General features: G+C 69.5%; 18 protein-coding genes. 13 read left to right on the forward strand and 5 right to left on the reverse strand.

The annotated features are described in order from the left end of the window. From ACFWPJ_RS03510 to ACFWPJ_RS03560, 11 genes are all read left to right on the forward strand, one after another. Positions 1 to 525: diiron oxygenase (locus tag ACFWPJ_RS03510; RefSeq protein ID WP_378846599.1), on the forward strand; the 525-nt coding region annotated here is incomplete at its 5' end. 38 nt (positions 526 to 563) lie between these two features. Further along, positions 564 to 875 carry a type II toxin-antitoxin system Phd/YefM family antitoxin gene (locus ACFWPJ_RS03515; protein ID WP_378846602.1) on the forward strand — a complete coding sequence of 104 codons (312 nt, stop codon included), beginning with the start codon at positions 564 to 566 and terminating at the stop codon, positions 873 to 875. Further along, positions 872 to 1249: a hypothetical protein gene (locus tag ACFWPJ_RS03520; RefSeq protein WP_378846605.1), complete on the forward strand. Its 378-nt coding sequence runs from the start codon at positions 872 to 874 to the stop codon at positions 1247 to 1249. The genes ACFWPJ_RS03515 and ACFWPJ_RS03520 overlap by 4 nt, the downstream gene beginning before the upstream one ends. 121 nt (positions 1250 to 1370) lie before the next feature. Beyond that, on the forward strand, positions 1371 to 2006 hold the full coding sequence (locus tag ACFWPJ_RS03525) for a hypothetical protein (protein WP_378846608.1): 636 nt from the start codon (positions 1371 to 1373) through the stop codon (positions 2004 to 2006). A 105-nt stretch (positions 2007 to 2111) separates the two neighbouring features. Continuing rightward, complete coding sequence (locus tag ACFWPJ_RS03530) at positions 2112 to 2603, forward strand: ArsR/SmtB family transcription factor (RefSeq protein WP_378846611.1); 492 nt, start codon at positions 2112 to 2114, stop codon at positions 2601 to 2603. A 38-nt stretch (positions 2604 to 2641) separates the two neighbouring features. After that, complete coding sequence (locus tag ACFWPJ_RS03535; RefSeq protein ID WP_378846614.1) at positions 2642 to 4327, forward strand: acyl-CoA synthetase; 1686 nt, start codon at positions 2642 to 2644, stop codon at positions 4325 to 4327. A 133-nt stretch (positions 4328 to 4460) separates the two neighbouring features. Next, positions 4461 to 6119 (forward strand): acyl-CoA synthetase, encoded by a 1659-nt coding sequence (locus ACFWPJ_RS03540; RefSeq protein WP_378846617.1) that lies wholly within the window; start codon positions 4461 to 4463, stop codon positions 6117 to 6119. A 55-nt stretch (positions 6120 to 6174) separates the two neighbouring features. Then, positions 6175 to 6735, forward strand: a complete 561-nt coding sequence (locus tag ACFWPJ_RS03545) for a hypothetical protein (protein ID WP_378846620.1) — start codon at positions 6175 to 6177, stop codon at positions 6733 to 6735. A gap of 339 nt (positions 6736 to 7074) precedes the next feature. Then, positions 7075 to 8544 carry a PepSY-associated TM helix domain-containing protein gene (locus ACFWPJ_RS03550; RefSeq protein WP_378846622.1) on the forward strand — a complete coding sequence of 490 codons (1470 nt, stop codon included), beginning with the start codon at positions 7075 to 7077 and terminating at the stop codon, positions 8542 to 8544. Positions 8545 to 8660: 116 nt separating this feature from the next. Further along, positions 8661 to 9368, forward strand: coding sequence for a hypothetical protein (locus ACFWPJ_RS03555; RefSeq protein ID WP_378846624.1), 708 nt, complete (start codon positions 8661 to 8663; stop codon positions 9366 to 9368). Between the two features lie 93 nt (positions 9369 to 9461). Continuing rightward, positions 9462 to 11042 (forward strand): alkaline phosphatase D family protein, encoded by a 1581-nt coding sequence (locus tag ACFWPJ_RS03560; protein WP_378846626.1) that lies wholly within the window; start codon positions 9462 to 9464, stop codon positions 11040 to 11042. Positions 11043 to 11054: 12 nt separating this feature from the next. Here the strand turns inward: ACFWPJ_RS03560 and ACFWPJ_RS03565 are convergent, their stop codons facing one another. Further along, complete coding sequence (locus ACFWPJ_RS03565; RefSeq protein WP_378846628.1) at positions 11055 to 11612, reverse strand: CGNR zinc finger domain-containing protein; 558 nt, start codon at positions 11610 to 11612, stop codon at positions 11055 to 11057. 82 nt (positions 11613 to 11694) lie between these two features. On the opposite strand from ACFWPJ_RS03565, the gene ACFWPJ_RS03570 reads away from it, so the two are divergent. Continuing rightward, positions 11695 to 12573 (forward strand): alpha/beta fold hydrolase, encoded by an 879-nt coding sequence (locus tag ACFWPJ_RS03570; RefSeq protein WP_378846631.1) that lies wholly within the window; start codon positions 11695 to 11697, stop codon positions 12571 to 12573. A 29-nt stretch (positions 12574 to 12602) separates the two neighbouring features. On the opposite strand, the gene galK is transcribed toward ACFWPJ_RS03570, so the two are convergent. Next, positions 12603 to 13745 (reverse strand): galactokinase, encoded by a 1143-nt coding sequence (gene galK / locus ACFWPJ_RS03575; protein WP_378846634.1) that lies wholly within the window; start codon positions 13743 to 13745, stop codon positions 12603 to 12605. 100 nt (positions 13746 to 13845) lie between these two features. Next, positions 13846 to 14052 carry a hypothetical protein gene (locus ACFWPJ_RS03580; protein ID WP_378846636.1) on the reverse strand — a complete coding sequence of 69 codons (207 nt, stop codon included), beginning with the start codon at positions 14050 to 14052 and terminating at the stop codon, positions 13846 to 13848. On the opposite strand from ACFWPJ_RS03580, the gene ACFWPJ_RS03585 reads away from it, so the two are divergent. After that, the gene (locus ACFWPJ_RS03585; RefSeq protein ID WP_378846639.1) at positions 14045 to 15547 is read left to right on the forward strand and encodes a diguanylate cyclase; all 1503 of its coding nucleotides are present in this window, start codon (positions 14045 to 14047) and stop codon (positions 15545 to 15547) included. The two genes, ACFWPJ_RS03580 and ACFWPJ_RS03585, sit on opposite strands and share 8 nt — an antisense overlap. A 9-nt stretch (positions 15548 to 15556) precedes the next feature. Here ACFWPJ_RS03585 and ACFWPJ_RS03590 read toward each other — a convergent pair whose 3' ends face one another. Both ACFWPJ_RS03590 and ACFWPJ_RS03595 read right to left on the reverse strand, forming a co-directional pair. Further along, entirely contained in the window at positions 15557 to 16321 is a 765-nt protein-coding gene (locus tag ACFWPJ_RS03590) for a DUF6319 family protein (RefSeq protein ID WP_378846642.1), read from the reverse strand. Positions 16322 to 16459: 138 nt separating this feature from the next. Then, on the reverse strand, positions 16460 to 17581 hold the full coding sequence (locus ACFWPJ_RS03595; protein WP_378846644.1) for an alpha-hydroxy-acid oxidizing protein: 1122 nt from the start codon (positions 17579 to 17581) through the stop codon (positions 16460 to 16462).

Below are 17581 nucleotides of genomic sequence, written 5' to 3' on the forward strand. Positions count from 1 at the left end.
ACGATGGCCATCTGGCCCGCGGTGAAGTACTTCCCCGAGTTGTTCTTCACCATGATCCTCGGTGGCGAGGAGCCGATCGACCACCTGCAGAAGTCGCTGCTGCGCGCCGGTGTCGACCTGCATCCGATGGTGCAGCGCGTGATGCAGATTCACGTGGCCGAGGAAGCCCGCCACATCTCCTTCGCCCACGAATACCTGCGGCGCAATGTGCCCGGCATGAACCCGATCACGAAATCGGTGCTGTCCGTTGCCTTCCCGATCGCCATGCGGGTGATGCTCGACATGATCATGACCCCGCCCAAGGAGTTCGTCGAGAAGTTCGGCATCCCCGCCGAGGTCATGCGCGAGGCCTACTGGAGCGGCGCGGAATCGCAGACCACGATGCGCAATATCTTCGGCGACGTGCGCGCCCTGGCCACCAACAGCGGTCTGATGAACCCGGTCTCGAAGCTCACCTGGCGCCTGCTCGGGATCGACGGCCCGGTCACCCGGTACCGCAGCGAGCCCGCCCGCAAGGCCGCCTGACCGGAAGCCGGACTGTACACAGCGATGTACAGTGAGATATGGCCGATTATGAAACTGTGCCGTTGACCGAGTTGCGGGGCCAGCTCGGCAATGTCTTCGACGGGGTGTCCGCCAGCGGACGGCCGGTGATCGTGACGCGGGAGGGGAAGGAATTGGTCGCGGTGGTACCTGCTGAGGTGTTGCGCCACGGGGCATTACCCCCCGCGTACTTCAACGACGATCTGCGCGAGCAGATCCTGGGCGGCCTCGACGACCGGATCAAGCGGCATTCCGCGGACGAGATCGCCGACGCGGAGGCCAAACTGGACAAACTGATGAGCGCGCTGGACGGCACAGGCGCCACCCGGTGAGCGTCGCCGACCACACCGCACTGACCTCACTCGCCCTCTCTCCCCTGTTCGGGCAGGTGATCATGCGGCAGTTCACCCAGCAGCGCCGGATCATGGTGGTGCCGACGGTGAGCTTGATGGCGGCGATGCGCGCCGTCGACAACATCGACGAGCTCGGGCGCCTGCTCGACAATCGCGTCGCCGTGCGGGGGGCCGAACTCGCCGCCGCGCCCGCGATCCGCACCGGCACCACCGTGCCGATGGCCGACGACCACACCGAATGGCCGCTCGTCGCGCCCGTCGTGTTCACCGCCCAGCACCTCGACATGCCGGTGCTCACCGCCAAGCCGGAGCTGTACCGCGGCTACAAGGTGCAGATCGCCCCGATGCCGTAAGGCCAGGGCAGTGCTCGAGCGCACCCGCGGATTCGGTTACCGTGCACGGGCGGCCGATGGCCGCAGAGCGAACGATTCACCCAGGGAAAGCAGTACCAGGAACACTCGAGGAGAGCTGGTTATGCATCATCTGAGTTTCATGCGTCGCTTCACCACCGCGGTGGCCGCCACGTCGGCCGCCGTCGCCGTGGTCTTCGCCGCCCCCGCCGGCGCGGAACCGGCGCCCCAGACCACGGTCGACGTGGCCGCGGCCGTCGCGCAGCTGCGCACCACCGTGGCCGACAACCCGGCCGCGCTCGCCGCCCTCGACAAGCTCGTCGACAAGGGCACGATCGACGTGGCGTTGCCCGCGCAGCCGTTCCAGATCCCCGCGACCTCCGACATCGGCCAGAACGGCGGCGGCGCGGGCGTTTACGGTTCGGGCATCGCGCTGGACATCAACGGTTTCCGGCTCGGCTTATTCGGCGGACCTGGCACCATCTCGCCCAACCAGACCGGCGCCAAGCTCGAAGTCATCTGGCTGAACCTGTCCACCGGGCAGAGCGGCACCTCGATCCTGGCCGAGCACCAGGACGTGCCGGTCGACACCACGATCCGCACCGCCTCGCTGAACACCGGTGGCGGCCTGGTCGTCGCGGCGGTGTACGGCAACCTGTGGCACCGCTGGTCCGTGCCGGTCGACGAGGCGCACCCGGACGGGTACGCCTACAAGCTCGGCACCATCCAGCAGCCGTCGTTCGGCGCTGTCACCCGATAGCTCCTGCTCGCGCACGCACCCCGGAATCACGGTTCCGGGGTGCGTCGGCGTTTTCGGCCTGCGAGCTTGCAGCGCAACAGCTTCGGTGTGGCGTAGGTTTGCCGCGTGGATCTGGTCGACCGACTCGAAGAACTGGAACGGCGGGTTGCCGCCCTGGAGCAGCCAGGAGGTGGCGACGCACAGCTGCCGTGGGCCGTCGCGCGGCTGCGCAAAGAATTCGATGACGCCGGGGTGCGCAACGGCGGCGTGCTACTGGCCGGGGCGCTGCAACTGCCGACCGGCGAACGACTCGACTGGCAGGCGCAATTCGCCACCGACGCCATCGTCGGCGACGTCTGGACCATCGAGGCCGCCAACTGCCTTGCCGTCCTGGCGAATCCGGTGCGGCTACGGTTGCTGCGCGAGATCGTCTACGGCCGCCGCACCGCCGCCGATCTCGCCGCCATCGAGGAACTGGGCACCTCGGCCGAGATCTACCAGCATCTGCGGCAGCTGGCCGCGGTCGGCTGGTTGCAGACCGCGGGACTCGGCCGTTTCGAGGTGCCCGAGGGCAGGCTCGTCCCCTTGCTCGCGGCGTTGGCGAGCGCCCAGCGCTGATCGGGAAAATGTCCCAATTGCCCGTTTAGAATGCTGTGATGCAGGGCACATCGACTGCTACCGTGAGCACCCAGGACCGATGCTGTGGAGGTAGCCGAGTGAACGTGAGCCATCTGCTCGAAACTGTGAAGGCGCTCGGAGTGCTGCGGTCACGCGGCGTCACCGATCCGACGAAGCCGGTCGAGACCCTGCGGACGATGAAGGAATCCAAGATCTACGGCCCGCAGGCCACCCTCGTCCGCCACTCCGCCCGGGTCGCGCCCGATCAGGTCGCGCTGGCCGACGAGCGCGGCGAGCTGACCTACCGGGAACTCGACGAGCAGTCGACCGCGATCGCGCGCGGCCTGCACGACGCGGGCATCGGCGAGGGCATGGTGATCGCGGTGCTGGCGCGCGACCACCGCGGACTCATCATGTCGATGATCGCCGCGGGCAAGCTGGGCGCGCGGATCGCGCTGATGAACACCGGCTTCGCCAAACCGCAGTTCGCCGAGGTGTGCGAGCGCGAGCAGGTCCGTGCCGTCCTGCACGACAGCGAGTTCATCGGCCTGCTCGACGCGCTGCCCGCCGACCTGCCGCGCTTCCTGACCTGGGTCGACGAGGGCGCCCAGCTGCCCGAGGGCGCCGCCACCTTCGACGACCTCATCGCGGGCAACTCCACCGAACCGCTGCCCGCGCCCAGCAAGCCGGGCGGTTTCATCATCCTCACCAGCGGCACGACCGGCCTGCCCAAGGGCGCCCCGCGCACCAAGGTGACGCCGATGGCGACCGCGCAGTTCGTCGACCGGGTGCCCTTCCCCAAGCACGGCGTCATGATGATCGTCTCGCCGATCTTCCACAGCACGGGTCTTGGCACCTGGCTGGTCGGCACCATCCTGTCGAACAAGATCGTCATGCGCCGCCGCTTCGACGCCGAGGCCACCCTCGCCGCGATCGCCGAGCACAAGGTCGAGATGCTCGTGTGCGTGCCGACGATGCTGCACCGGCTGACCGAACTGCCCCCCGAGGTCCGCGCCAAGTACGACACCTCCTCGCTGAAGGTGATCCTGTTCGCCGGATCGGCGCTGTCGCCGGAGCTGTGCATCCGCGCGACCGAGGTGTTCGGGCCGGTCCTCTACAACCTCTACGGGTCGACCGAGGTGGCCATCGCGACCATCGCGAACCCGGCCGAGCTCGCCGAGGCGCCGGGCACCTGCGGGCGCTCGCCGATCACCTGCGAGGTCCGGCTCTACGACGAGAACGACCAGCGGGTCACGACACCGGAGACCGCCGGCCGGATCTTCGTGCGCAGCGGCGCGCCCTTCGAGGGCTACACCGACGGCCGGAACAAGCAGATCATCGACGGTTTCATGTCCAGCGGCGACCTCGGGCACTTCACCGCGAGCGGGCTGCTCATGGTCGACGGCCGCGACGACGACATGATCATCTCCGGCGGCGAGAACGTCTTCCCGCAGGAGGTGGAGAACCTGCTGGTGGAACGGCCGGACGTGTTCGACGTCGCGGTGGTCGGCGTCGACGACGTCGAGTTCGGGAAGCGGCTGCGCGCCTTCGTCGTCCTCGAAGCGGGACACAGCACCGACGCCGCCGCGATCCAGGCGCACGTCAAGGAGAATCTGGCCCGCTACAAGGTGCCGCGCGAGGTGGTCTTCGTCGACGAACTCCCCCGCAACGCGACCGGCAAGATCTTGCGGCGAGTCCTCATCGATTATGAGGTGTCACAGTGAGGTCGTTGGCCTGAGAGACAGAGCACTACCAGCTCGGGATGCTTGCTATTGTTAGCACCAGCACTGGATCTCGATGACGCGGTCCGGCCCCACGGGTGTTCGTCGTGGGATCGGTCTGCCGGAAGGCTGTTCGATGTCTCTGTCTCTGCCCGCGCTCGGTGGAACCGCCCGGCGCGCCGGTGATTTCGCGCTCGGCGTCAAAGTGATGATGGATCGCAAGCTGTTCAATCCGCTGCGCCTCGATCACGCCGCACGCTCGTTCCGCAATGTCTCCAAGTTCGGCCCGTTCGCCGGCGTGGTCATGCACGCCGCGCAGACCCGGCCGGACGCGGGCGCCATCGTCGACGAGCGCGGTGAGCTCACCTTCGGCAAGCTCGACGAGCAGTCCAACGCCCTGGCCCGTGGGCTGCGGGCGAGCGGGATCAACGAGGGCGATGTGGTCGCGGTGCTGGCCCGCGACCACCGCGGCATGGTGCTGAGCCTGCTCGCCGCGGGCAAGCTCGGCGTGCGCGCGGTGCTGATGAACACCGGTTTCGCCAAACCGCAGTTCGCCGACGTGGCCGCGCGCGAGAAGGTCAAGGCGGTGCTGCACCACAGCGAGTTCGTCGACCTGATGAGCGCCATTCCCGCCGACATCCCGCGCATCCTCACCTGGGTCGACGAAGCCGACGGCGTGGACGCGTCGATCCCGACCGTCGAGTCGCTCTCAGCCGGTCGTTCGGTCACGCCGCTGACCCCGCCGAGCAAGCCGGGCGGCATGGTGATCCTGACCAGCGGCACCACCGGTACGCCCAAGGGCGCCCCGCGCGACAAGGTGAGCCCGTTCGCCTCCGCGCAGTTCGTCGACCGGGTGCCGCTGCCCAACAACGGCACCATGATCATGGCCGCGCCGATCTTCCACGGCACCGGTCTGTCGCAGTTCACGCTGGGTCTGGCGCTGGGCAACCGGGTGATCTTCCAGCAGCGCCGGTTCGATCCGGAGCGCACGCTCGCCAATATCGCGCAGTACCGGGCGGATTCGCTGGTCGTCGTCCCGACGATGCTGCAGCGCATCCTCGATCTGGACGAGCAGATCCTGGCGAAGTACGACCCGAAGACCATCAAGGTTATCTTCGCGGCCGGTTCGGCCATCGCGCCCGACGTGGTGACCCGCACCCTGGACTACTTCGGTGACAGCCTCTACAACCTCTACGGCTCCACCGAGTGCGCCGTGATGACGGTGGCGACCCCGGCGGACCTGCGCAAGGCGCCGACCACCGCGGGCAAGGCGCCGGTCGGCATCCGGATCGTGCTGCTCGACGAGAACCGCAAGCCGATCACCGCGCCGAATGTCACCGGAACCATCTTCGTGGACAACGGTTTCGCGTTCAGCGGCTACACCGACGGCCGGACCAAGGAGATGGTCGACGGCATGATGTCCAGCGGTGACGTCGGCCATTTCGACGCCGACGGGCTGCTCTACATCGACGGCCGCGACGACGACATGATCGTCTCCGGCGGCGAGAACGTCTTCCCGCTCGAGGTGGAGAACCTCATCGCGGGCAGGCCGGACGTGTTCGAGGCCGCGGTGGTCGGTGTCGACGACCGCGACTACGGCAAGCGGCTGCGGGCGATCGTCGTCCCCGGCCCGGAGTCGGCGCGCGATGCCAAGGAGATCAAGGAGTATGTCCGGGAGAACCTGGCCCGCTACAAGGTGCCGCGCGAGGTGATCTTCGTCGACGAACTGCCCCGCAACGCCACCGGCAAGTTGCTGCGTAAGCCGCTGATCGAGATGGATTTCGACGAGGCGTGAGCCTGCCTGTCCCGGTCCGGCCGAGCGGCCGATACCGGTCGTCTAAAATCAGCCGGTGATCATCGAGTTCGAGCAGGCGCCCGCGCCGTCGCGTGCCGTCGGCGCGCGGCTGCGCGGTGCCTGCGCGGGCTCGATGTCGGGGGCGCTCTCGCTGGCCGCTCACGGGCTGGCCTCCGGTGGCGCGCTGCCCGGTAGCACCACCGTCGTGCTGCTGGCCGCGGTGTCGGCCGTGGTCGGCGCGGTGGTTGCCGGCATCGGCCCGTTGCGCCGCGGCGCGAGCGGGCTGGCCGCCGTGCTGCTGGGTGGTCAGCTGCTCGGCCATACGACGATGAGCTGGTCCGGGCACGCGCACCACGGTGACGATTCGCTCGGGCTCGGAATGCTCACCGCCCACCTCGTCGCGGCGATTCTGGCCGCTGTCGTCATCATCGGTGCCGAGGCCGCCTATCGGATCGGCGGCGCGGTGCTGGCGCGGATCCTGCCCCTGCGCTACCGCTCCCCCCGTATTCTCGACCCGGCGCCACTGCGCCTGGTCCACCGCGACCGTGTCATCCTGCGGATCTTCGCCGCGCAGTCGCTGCGCACCCGCGGTCCGCCGCTCGCGATTCCTTTCTGAACCTTTCCCTCACCCGGTGCACGGTCCTTCGCCGTGCGCTGTTCGCACGTCGAAGCACGCGACCTCGTCGTCGGCTGACCGGCCGTCACGGTGCACGCATCGTGATCGGCTCGACCGGCCATCATGGTCCGCACCGCGCATCGTGATCGGCTCGACCGGCCGTCACGGTCCGCACCCGCGCATCGTGATCGGGTCGCGCCGCCGATCCACGGCGCACTCCGAGTTCCGACGTCGGCTCACCTGTGCACTCCCCGGACGCAGTCACCGCGCCCGGCCGAGGAGGCACGGTCGGCGCCGTCTGCGCGCACCGGGTTTCCAGTACTCCAGAAACGAATCATCATGAGCATCACGGACACCCGTCCTGCCGAGGAACCCGCCTCGGCGCCACCGCAATCCGGTGGACGGTCACGCTCCGGCGCCCGCCGGGGCCTTCGCCTCTACCCGCTGGCCATGCGCCTGCACTTCTACGCGGGGATCTTCGTCGCCCCCTTCATCCTGATCGCCACGCTCACCGGCGCGCTGTACGCGATCGCGCCGACGATCGAGGGCTTCGTCTCCCGCGACCTGCTGCAGGTCGACACGACGGGCCCTGATCAGGCACTGTCGGCGCAGGTCGGCGCGGCGGTCGCCGCCAAACCCGACCTGACACTCGTCGCCGTGGCCCCAGCCCCGAACGACGGCGAGACCACTCGCGTCCTGTTCAACGACCCCACCCTCGGTGATTCCGAGCGGCTCTCGGTGTTCGTCGACCCGCACTCCGCACAGCCGGTCGGCGAGGCCGTCGTCTACGGCAGCGGTGGCGCGCTGCCGCTGCGGACCTGGATCAGCGAGTTCCATCGCAGCCTGCATCTGGGCGAGACCGGCAGGCTCTACAGCGAGCTGGCCGCGTCCTGGTTGTGGGTGATCGCCCTGTTCGGCCTCGTGCTGTGGGTGCACCGGGTGCGCAAGCGCCGGGCGAAGCGGTCGGCGCGGTGGCTGCTCGCGCCGGATCTGTCCGAGCCCAAGCGGCGCAAGCTGAACTGGCACGGTGCCATCGGCTTCTGGATCCTGCCCGCGGTGCTGTTGCTGTCGGCGACCGGCATCACCTGGTCGACCTACGCCGGTGAGAACGTCACCAAGCTGCGCGAAGAAATGAGCTGGACGACCCCCAAGGTCGACGTGAAGCTGCCCGGCTCGGCCGGTCCCGCGCAGTCCGCGGGCGGCGACCACCACAGCGCGGGTCACACCGCGCCAGCGCCGGTCGACGCCGGCGCCCGGATCGCCCAGCTCGATTCCGTCTGGGATATCGCCCGCGCGAACGGCATCACCCAGGCCGCCGAGATCGCGATCCCCGCGAAGCCGGAGAGTGCGTTCAGCGTCAAGGAACTGCGCAAGCCCGGTACCTACACCATCGACGCGGTCGCGATCGACGGCGCCACCGGCTCGGTCACCGACCAGCTCGCCTGGGCCGACTGGCCGCTGATGGCCAAGCTGACCAACTGGGGCATCGGCTTCCACATGGGTCTGCTGTTCGGTCTGCCGAACCAGTTGCTGCTGCTCGCGATGATGCTCGGCCTCGCCGCCATGATCGTGCTCGGCTACCTGATGTGGTGGCAGCGGCGGCCGACCCGTAAGTCGAGCCGTTTCGCGGTCGGCGCCGCGCCGCGTCGTGGCGTGCTGCGCAAGACCTCCCTGTGGATCACGGTGCCGCTGCTCGCGGTGGCCGTCGTGGTCGGCTGGTTCGTCCCGCTGGTCGGGCTGAGTCTGCTCGGCTTCCTGATCGTCGACGTCGCGCTCGGCCTCGCCGCGCGCGCCCAGCCGCCGGCCTGACCCACTCCCCCACACGGCGCAGCGAAAGCGCTTCGCCGACAACCACTTTCCCGCTGCCGGGAGCCGTCGCGATGACGCGCGCCCGCAGCCGCTGGCATTCGATGAAGGAATCCCCCATGAAGACCACCAAGATCGCCCTCGCCACCGCCGCCCTGCTGACCGCGGGCACCGTCGCCGCCACCACCGTGCACGCGGCGCCGGGTACCGACCAGGCGCCGATCAACTTCACCGCCGAGGCGGTCGACGGCGCCTCGCTCATAAGCACCGACGCGGGTTCGCTGGTCGCCGAGGACGGTGCGTTCAAGGTCAAGGCCGCCGACGGCACCACCGTCGCCGCGACCCCGCTGCACTTCCGGCTCGACGACTTCGAGTTCCCGATCGCCGCCGAGATCACCGGCCGCACCGCCACTCTCACCCCGCAGCTCGACCCGGCGAAGGCCGTGTACAAGCCGGTGGCGCTGCCGTTCGAGAACTCCGCGCCGTGGAAGTCGGAGTACGACCGCGAGAAGGACGCCTGGAGCCGGATGACCGGAACGATCAGCCTCGGCGCCTCCGTCGGCGCGCTGGTCGGCGGCCTCGGCGGTGCGGCCGTCGGCTGCGTCCTCGGCGGCGTCTTGTCTGCCACCGTCATCATGGCGACGATCGTCGGGCTGTTCGGTCCGCTCCTGCCCGCGGCGGCGGTCGGGTGCATCGCGGGCGCGCTGGTCGCGGGTCCGGTCGGTGCGCTGGCCGGGCAGATCTTCATCACCGCGCCGGTCGCGATGGGTGCGGCGATCCAGTACTTCACCACGATCAACGCGCCGTTCACGCCGCCCGCCAAGTAGCCGATCGGCGGCATTCCTCGCGAACCGGGTGCGGAACCGGACAGAATCGGAGGTGAACCCGTATTCGATGGGTGGCGAGAGGATGTTCGGCACATGGTGGTCTCCCGTCGGCAACTCCTGCGCTACGGCGTGACCGGTTCGGTCGCGGCCCTGGTGGGGGTGTCGGCGGTGAGCAGCGCCAGGTTCCCGGCACCACGGCGGCTCGGCGAGCTGTTCTCCCTCGGGGTCGCCTCCGGGGAACCGACGCCGGACGGCGTGGTGCTGTGGACGCGCCTCGCGCCCGATCCGCTCGCCCCGGACGGTTACGGCGGGATGCCGTTCGCCGCGGTGACCGTCGACTACGAGGTCGCCGAGGACGAACGATTCACCAAGGTCGTGGCCGCGGGCTCGGCGGTGGCGACCCGCGCGCTCGGGCACAGCGTGCACCCCGAGGTCTCCGGGCTGGCACCGGACCGGTGGTACTACTACCGGTTCCGGGCCGGCTCGGAGATCTCCCCCACCGGACGCACCCGCACCGCGCCCGCGCCGGGCAGCCCGACCAGCCGGATGCGGTTCGCGTTCGCGTCCTGCCAATCGTGGAGTCAGGGGTACTACACCGCCTACGAGCACCTGGGTGCCGAAGACCTCGACCTGGTCGTGCATCTGGGCGACTACATCTACGAGACCTCCTGGCTGGTCGCGCGGCGCGGCGCGGCCATGCCACCGGAGCTCGAGGGCGAGGCGGTGAACCTGGCCGGCTATCGGCTGCGCTACGCCCAGGCCAAGGCCGAGGCACCGCTGCGGGCGGCCCACGCGGCCTTCCCGTGGCTGGTCACCCTCGACGACCACGAACTCGACAACAACTGGGCGGGAGCGCATCCCGGCCTCGGCCTCGACGTGTACCGGCTGCCGCCCCTGTACCGGCGCCGCAAAGCTGCCGCCTTCCAGGCGATGTACGAGCACCAGCCGATGCGCCTGGCCCAGTTGCCCGCAGGGCCGAGCATGCGTCTGCACCGCCGCTACCGCTTCGGCGATCTGGCCGAGTTCACCATGATCGATACCAGGCAGTACCGCTCCGCGCAGGCCTGTGGTGACGGCAAAGCGGTCACCGGCTGCGCCGAGCGCTACGCCACCGATCGCACGATCCTCGGTGCGGCGCAACGTGACTGGCTCGTCGACGGACTGGCCACCTCACCCGCTCGCTGGCAGGTGCTTGGCAACCAGGTCGCGATGGCGCAGTCCGACTACGACCCGGGACCGGAGCTGCTGCTCGGTACCGACGCCTGGGACGGCTACATCGCCGACCGCAACACGGTGCTCGGTACCGCCGCCGACCGCGCGGCGGGCAACCTGGTCGTGATCACCGGCGACCGGCACGAGAACTACGTCGCCGACCTGCGCCGCGACTACACCGTCCCCGAATCACCGGTCGTCGCCACCGAATTCACCGGCACGTCGATCACCACCGGCGGCGACGGCGCCGACATCAGCGACGCGGGCCGGGCACTACTCGCGGCCAACCCGGACATGAAGTTCTACAACCGCCAGCGCGGCTATGTGCGAGTCGAGCTGGATCATCAGCTGTGGCGCAACGATTTCCGGGTCGTCCCGTTTGTCACCCGCCCCGGCGCGCCGGTCACCACCCGAGCGAGTTTCGTCGTGCAGGACGGTGTTCCGGGCGCTTTCCAGGATTGATCAAGCCCCGAGCTAACCGACCGGCTTGTGCCGCTGGTAGTAGCGTGCGACGCGCGCGCGATTGCCGCAACGCTCGGGCGAGCACCACCGCCTGCGCGGATGCGCGGGGACGAACAGCAGGACGCAGTCCTCGGCCGCGCATTGCCGCAGCCCGGCGACCGCAGGATCGGTGAGCAACTCCACCGCCGCCTCGGCGAGCAGGGCTGCCAGGCGTGCGCCAGCGGTTCCGGTGCGCCGCGGCGTCACCACGCAGCGGGCGCCGTCCCAGCCGAGGTGCCGGATGGCGGGTGCGGCGGACTGTGCCGCATTGAGCTGACGCAGGGCGGCGGCCGGTGGGCGCCGGTTGTGCGACAGCGCGGTCAGCGCCGCGGCGATGTGGTCGCGAACCTCGCGCACCGCGCGCAGATCGGCCGAGGTGGGTTCGGGGAAGTCCTCGGGCAGCCGGTGCGCCTGCAGCCGCAACCATCGCGCCAGCTGTTCCGGAGTCTGCAGCAGGTCGGCGTCGGCCGGGCGGGTGTTGACGAGGTCGATGGCCAGCTGTTCACCGACCAGCGGTTCGGGCACACTCACAAACTAATGGTAACTCACTGGTGTGAAGCGTTAGATTGCGGTAGAACTAATGCATCATCTCCAACAGAAGGCATGTGAACTGATGACGCGGCTTCCCACCATCCAGCACCGGCGCATCGAGGTCGACGGCGTCGACGTCTTCTACCGGGAATCGGTGCCGTCCCGGGCCGGCGCACCGACTCTGCTGCTGCTGCACGGCTTCCCGTCCAGCTCGCACCAATTCCGTCGCCTCATGGACACCCTCGGTGATCGATTCCGGCTTATCGCGCCCGACTACCCCGGCTTCGGAAGTACCTTCGCCCCTGCCGATTTCGAGTACACCTTCGACCGGCTGGCCGAGATCACCGAAGGGTTCGCCGACCGGTTGGGGCTGACCGAGTTCGCCCTCTATGTCTTCGATTTCGGCGCGCCGATCGGTTTCCGGATGGCAGTCCGGCATCCGGAACGGATCACCGGACTCGTCGTCCAGAACGGCAACGCCTACGAGGCAGGCCTGTCCGACGGCGCCCGCGAGTTCATCGCCCTGCGACCGGACCAGGACGGCGCCGAGCAGGCCATCCGGCAACTACTCACCCTGGAGGGCACCCGCGGCCAGTACGAAACCGGTGTCGCCGATCCCGGCCTCCTCGCACCCGACTCCTGGACCCTCGACCAGCACTACCTCGAGCTGCCCGGCCGCAAGCAAGCCCAGCTCGCCCTCGCGTTCGACTACCACTCGAACGTGGCCCGCTACCCCGAATGGCAGTCCTGGCTGCGCGAATTCGCGCCCCCGACCTTGATCACCTGGGGCGCGAACGACCCGTTCTTCCCCGCGCCGGGAGCCGAGGCCTACCTGGCCGACCTGCCCGGCGCCGAACTGCATCTGTTCGACACCGGACATTTCGCGCTGGAAACCCACCTGGGCGAGATCGCCCCGCTGATCGCCGCTTTCCTCGACCGGCTGCCGGTCCACGCACGGTGATTCACTGATCGGGGGTGAATTCTCCAGGGTCAGCTCCGGCGTCGCGGAGACCCGCACAGTCTGCGAGCCCCGGCTGCCGGTTCGACGGTGAAGATCCGAGGTGCCGCGAAACCTGTTGCCGCGAAGCGTTGCTCGATCCGCGTGGCGACACGGTCGGTGTCTGCGCGGTCGGCCAGGGCCAGTACGCTGCCGCCGAAACCGCCGCCGACCATCCGTGCGCCGTGGGCACCCGCGTCCAAGGCCGCGTCGACCGCGAGGTCGAGGGCGGGTGCCGACACTTCAAAATCGGCCCTCAGCGAGCGGTGCGAGGCGGTGAGCAGCGCTCCGACGGCACGCGGGTCAGCACCTGACCGCAACTGGTCGACGACCGCGAGTACCCGCGCGTTCTCGGTGACCACGTGGGTTGCCCGTCGTCGCAGCAGCGGGTCTCTGAGTCGGGCCAGATCGGCCTCGGTGGCGTCGCGCAGGGCGCGCACTCCCAGCGCGGCGGCGGCCGCCTCGCACTGTGCCCTGCGCTCGGCGTATCCACCGTCGGCCAGGTCGTGCGGATGGCCGGTGTCGGCGACGACCAGCGCGAGGTCCGCCGCTGCCAGGTCGAACGGAATCTGCTCCGCGGCACCGGGTTCGGGGCCGTCGGGTGCGGTGAACGCGCGCACGTCGAGGAACAGGGCGTGGCCCGCGGTGCACAGGATCGCGGCCGACTGGTCGAGGACACCGGTCGGGACGCCGGCGAATCCGTTCTCCGCGGCGTGGGCGATCTCGACGAGCGCGCGATCGGTGAGGCGGGGGGCGAACAGATCGCGCAGCGCCACCGTCACCGCGCAGCACAGCGCCGCCGAGGACGACAGCCCCGCACCGATCGGCACCGCGCCGTCGACCTCGAGGCGCACCCCCGCGATCGGATGCCCGCCGCGCACGAACTCGTGCACGACACCCAGCGGGTAGCGCGCCCACCCCGGGACCCGATCACGCTGCGCCACAAGATCATCGACGGCGACCACGACAACCTCGCCGGGGCGCTGGGCCGAGGTGAGCCGCACCTGTCCGTCGTCGGTGCGCTCGGCCGCGCAGACGACACCGAGCGACAAGGCTATGGGCAGCACGTACCCGTCGTTGTAGTCGGTGTGCTCGCCGATGATATTGACCCGGCCCGGTGCGATCCACCTGTCCATTCGAATTCCTTTCGCTGCTCGCCCGCTGCGCGATCCCAGCACACACTCCCCCCTCGCCGGTGCGAAACATCGGGTGCCGAATCGATATCCGGCAATGCCGTCAAGGGCGCGACAGGCGACCACGGAACGTGTCATGATCGACTGAGTTGTAAAGGTTTTGAGCGCCGGCGCCCGCCGGCTGGGAATTCTGCTCGGACGACAACACTCGGTACTCCTCGGCCGACGCCCCGCGCGAGAATTCACCGGCCTCCCGTTCGATCGGCGCTCGTCGCGTGCGCAGCAAGATCGAGGGGGTGTCGATGACCATCAGCGAGACATTCGATGGGAGCCTGCGCTGGTGCGCGGTCCTACTCGGCGCGGCGGGGGCCGTGCTGATCGCGCCGCTGTTCGGGGCGCGGTCGCTGTCGTTTCTGCTGCTCGCCGTCATTGTCGCGGGCAGTCTGGCGATGATCGGTATCGGCCTGTACAGCCACCGGCCCGCCCATCGGCTGCCCTGGTATCTGCTGGCCGCGTCGGTTCCGCTGTTCGCCGCGGGCACCGCGGTAGGGGAACTAGGCGTGCATTCGTCCTGGCACCCCGTCGACGATCTGTGCACCGTCGCCGCCTACCTGTGCCTCGGGCTGGCCGCGGTGGGCTGGCTGCAACCGCGACGGCTGGTCGGCACCCGCGATCTGTGGCTCGACTCGACCCTGATCGGGCTCAGCGCCCTGCTCGCGTCGTGGACGTTCCTGATCTCGCCGATCCTGCGCAACCCCACCGGTTTCGACACCGTGCTGGCCGCGAGCTATCCGGTGATCGATGCGCTGCTGCTGACCGTGCTCGCGCATTCACTGGCCACCGTGGTCCGCACCGAGACCTCGCTGCGGCTGCTGCAGGCGGCGCTGATCGCGGTGCTCGTCGGTGGTCTGATCGAAAGTCTCACGGCGGCGGGCACCGTCATCGTCGGCAGCGAATTCGCGCTGGTGCCGCAGCAGTGGGCATACCTGCTGGCCGGGCTGGCCGCGCTGCATCCGACCATGGGCGCGACGCACGCGGCCGACGACGTGCACCCGCACCGTTCCCGCAGGCGCGCCGGGGTGATCGCGGTGGCCCTGGTCGCCGCCTCGCTGGTCAGCGTCGTCGGCGCCGACCTCGGCCCCGGCGACCGCGTGGTGATCTGCCTGCTGCTCACCCTGCTGCTGGTCGGGGTGCTGGTGCGCAGCGAACGCGCCATCGCCCGCAGCCTGCGCAGCGAACGTCGCGCGCAGTATCAGGCCGACCACGATCTGCTCACCGGCCTGTTCAACCGGGCCGCGCTGCTGCGCGCACCGCACCGGCACCGCCGCGAGTGGGCCGGAAAACCGTTGTGCCTGTTGTTCATCGACCTCGACGGTTTCAAGATGGTCAACGACAGCTACGGGCACGCCGTCGGCGACGAACTGATCGCCGAGGCCGCCGCCCGCATCCGCCGCACCACCCGGCGCACCGATGTCACCGCGCGCTACGGCGGCGACGAGTTCGTCGTCCTCGCCGCCCGATCCCGCGCCGAAGCCGCCGTCCTCGCCCAGCAGCTGCTCGGCGCGTTCATCCGCCCCTTCGACCTGAGCTGCGGCGAGATCCCCATCACCGCCAGCATCGGCGTCGCCTGCCTGACCACCCGCCCGACCGATTCCACGGTCTACGACCTGATCCGCGAAGCCGATGCCGCGATGTACCACGCCAAGGAATACCGGCTAGGACTCGCCTTCCACGACGGACTCCGGAAGGCTACCGCGCACCGCCCGATACGCCACGCGGGAAACCGAAGCAGCACAGCCGTTTAGGCGCCTAACTCAATCTCCTAGTTCCTCGAGGAGCCTTGTGGCCGCCTCCAGTTCGGCCTGCAGCTGGGCGACCTTGGCCTGCTGCGCGCCGCGCGCCGCTTCCAGGATCCCGGCCACGACTTCCTCGACCTCGGGGTGCAGGATCTTGGCGGCCTGGGCGACAGCGCCGCTGCTCACGGCCAGCCCCTTCACACTGCGCTTCTTGCCGTTGACCACATCGACGGTCCATTCACCGTCGGCGGAGCCGGTCAGCGTGACGGTTACCTCCGGCGCCTTGGGCTTACGCGCCGCGGGGGCCTTCGCCGGGCGCGGCGTCGCCGGCTTGGGCGCGGCGGCGGCCGCGTCGGGCACTGGCGCGAGCGGCCGCGGCGCGGGGGGCGTCGGGGCCGTGCTCGGCAGGGTCGACGGCTGGGTCACAGTGGTGTCCTTTCGGTTGCTCGGCTCGGGCACGCTCTCCGGACGGGTCCGCGGGGATCCGCCCGGCGCTACGGTAGTCGCGCGGGCCGGCTTGGTCAGCGTCACCTCGCTCGGCCCGAACGACAGCACATCTTTGGAACCGGTGGGCTTTACCTGCAGGAAGTCGCCGTCGGACGGATCGCCGAGTGCGACGACCTTGCCCGACTTGCCCTCGGCGACACCGACGGCGGCGGCGGTGAACCACACCATCGGCGGTTTGCCTTCGGCCAGCTCGCCGGCGATGCGCGCGAGCTCGGCCTCGGACAGTACCTGCTTGGCTGATCGTCGGGATGCGGACTTGGTGCTCGGCGAGGACATCGTGGACTCCGGAAGGTTGGTGCGTTCTACAGCGTGGTGTGCTGGAGATGATGCCGCACGCCACCGACACGTTCCGGTCGAGCCCACCGTCACGGCCCGAAAACCCGTCCGGTGGCGGGTATCCGGGCCGTCCGGCGATCAGCCTCTGGTCGCGTTTCCGCGGGTGGTCGGCCGGATGTTCGCCCGCACCGCGGCGACATCGGGATAGCCGTTGACCGCCATCAGCAGATCGGCCTCGGCGGCGTAGCTGCGCAGCAGGTGCACCAGTCCGCGCACCCCGCCCAGCGCCAGGCCGTACACGTACGGCCTGCCGAGGCCGACCATGGTCGCGCCCAGCCCCAGCGCCTTCACCACGTCGGCGCCGGAACGGACACCGGAGTCGAACAGCACCGGCACCCGGTCGTCACAGGCGGCGGCGACGGCGGGCAGTGTCTCCAGCGCGCTGAGGCCGCCGTTGGCCTGGCGGCCACCGTGATTGGAGCAGTAGATGCCGTCGGCGCCGAAGTCGATCGCCTTGCGCGCGTCCTCGGGGTGCGAGATGCCCTTGAGGATCAGCGGCAGATCGGTGATCGAGCGCAGCCAGGTCAGGTCGTCCCAGGTCAGCGAGTTACCGAAGGTGGAGATCCAGTGCAGGACAATCATCTTCGGGTCGTCGGAACCGACCATCGCCTGGAACACCGGGTCGCTGGTGTAGTTCTTCAGCACGTGACCGCGCAGCTGCGGGAAGTTACCGGACGCCAGGTCGCGGGGCCGCCAGCCGGGCACCCAGGTGTCGAGGGTGACGGTGATGCCCGCGTATCCCGCGGCCTCGGCCCGATGGACCAGGCTCTCGGCCAGCTCCCGGTTCTTCGGCGTGTACAGCTGGAAGAACGACGGCGTGTCGCCGGCGTGCGGGCGCACGTCCTCGAGCGGGTCCTCCATCAGCGTCGAGTACATCGCGGGCACACCGGTTTTCGCCGACGCCTGCGCGACCGCGATGTCACCGTGGCCGTTCTCGCCGACCAGGCCGATGACCCCGACCGGCGCGAGGAACAGCGGGCTGGCGAAGGTCTGCCCGAAGGCGGTGACGGTAAGGTCGCGCTCGGTCGCGCCGACCAGCATCCGCGGCACCAGACCCCAGTCGGCGAACGCCTCGGCATTGCGGCGCTGGGTGAGCTCGTCACCCGCGCCACCGGCGATGTAGTTCAGCAGGGAATCGGGCAGCGCGGCGGTCGCTTTGCGCTCGAGCGTCGCGTAATCCATGGGGAACTCGGGCTGGAT

The organism is Nocardia sp. NPDC058497, assembly GCF_042720195.1.
Classification (GTDB): Bacteria; Actinomycetota; Actinomycetes; order Mycobacteriales; family Mycobacteriaceae; genus Nocardia.